A 1,210-nucleotide genomic window follows, 5' to 3' on the forward strand; every position below is an offset into this window, starting at 1 on the left:
GAGGAAAACATCGGTCCGGTGCGGTGCGCCGTCAGCAAGCATGACGGCAACACTTTTGCCGAGTTCGACCTGGCCAAGCTGCCGGAGCCGCTGAAGCTCGATGCCGATCCGGAGGTGATCGGTGCCGCGCTTGGGTTGACGCCGCATGAGATCGGCTTCGAGAATCACCGCGTCGCGTTCTGGTCGGCGGGCGTGCCCTATGTCACCATCCCGGTTGCCAATCTCGAGGCGGCGGGTCGCATCCGGCTGGACAACCAGGCCTGGTCGGAACTGGCGCCGCGCAAGAGCGAATGGGCCTTCGCCAGCCCCTATGTCTACTGCCGCGAGACGGTGAACCACGAAAGCGCCTTCCATGTGCGCATGATCGTGCCTGGCACGCCTTCCTATGAGGATCCGGCGACCGGCTCGGCGGCAGCCGCCTTTGCCGGCGCCATCATGCATTTCGACGCGCCGACCGATGGCATTTCACAGCTGTGGATCGAGCAGGGGCTGGAGATGGGCCGGCCATCGCGCATCCGCCTCGAACTGACCGTGCAAGGCGGAAAACTGGCCTCGGCGCGCATCGGCGGCAACGCAATCAAGGTGGCGGAGGGCAAGCTGTTCGTTTGATCGAACGCATGCTCGGTCGATTTGTCGGGAAATGATTCCGGCAGGGCTGGACAGGACCGATGGTGGCGGCTATATGCCCGCCAACGCCGGTTTTTGCCGGCCGAGTGGGTGCGTAGCTCAGTTGGTAGAGCAGCTGACTCTTAATCAGCGGGTCCACAGTTCAATCCTGTGCGCACCCACCAAATTCCTAGAAGAGTTGGTGGAAAGACCCTGAAAGCGAGACGCGTTTGGCGCATCTCGGGCAAGGCTGTCCGACCGTGATTCTTCAAACGCGCTATCCGGATCTTGTGGCGATTTAGCCGAGTTGAAAAATGCGGCTCAGAAACCGGCCGAATCGAAAAGCAAGGCTCTTTTCCCCGGCTGCAGCATCGCTGGCGCCAATTCCGTCTTTTCCCCCGGAGAAATCGCTGATGGGCCACCAGAAGAAGACCAGGAAGACAACGAAAATGCCGGTGTCGATCGGGCCATGACTTGAATAGCTGCTGTGACGGAACACAACAGCGACCGCCCCGGCGATAACACCGCAGCTGCGGCAGGATGAAATTTCTTCATCCACAAAAATCTATTTGAGAATCGCCGTTACGGTAAGATGCCTCCTTTG

2 protein-coding genes and 1 tRNA gene are annotated in these 1,210 nt (G+C 60.2%); 2 read left to right on the plus strand and 1 reads right to left on the minus strand.

What is annotated here, in order from left to right:
• The coding region (locus tag EN994_RS32225; RefSeq protein WP_164746455.1) for a PhzF family phenazine biosynthesis protein at window positions 1-609 on the plus strand (609 nt) is incomplete at its 5' end.
• 106 nt (window positions 610-715) lie between these two features.
• A tRNA-Lys gene (locus EN994_RS32230) sits at window positions 716-791 on the plus strand.
• Between the two features lie 113 nt (window positions 792-904).
• On the opposite strand, the gene EN994_RS32235 is transcribed toward EN994_RS32230, so the two are convergent.
• A complete protein-coding gene (locus EN994_RS32235) occupies window positions 905-1,165 on the minus strand; it encodes a hypothetical protein (protein WP_063168251.1) in 261 nt (86 codons plus the stop codon).
• Window positions 1,166-1,210: the final 45 nt, after the last annotated feature.

Origin of the sequence: Mesorhizobium sp. M7A.F.Ca.CA.002.09.1.1, assembly GCF_003998555.1 — a bacterium.
GTDB lineage: Bacteria > Pseudomonadota > Alphaproteobacteria > Rhizobiales > Rhizobiaceae > Mesorhizobium > Mesorhizobium ciceri.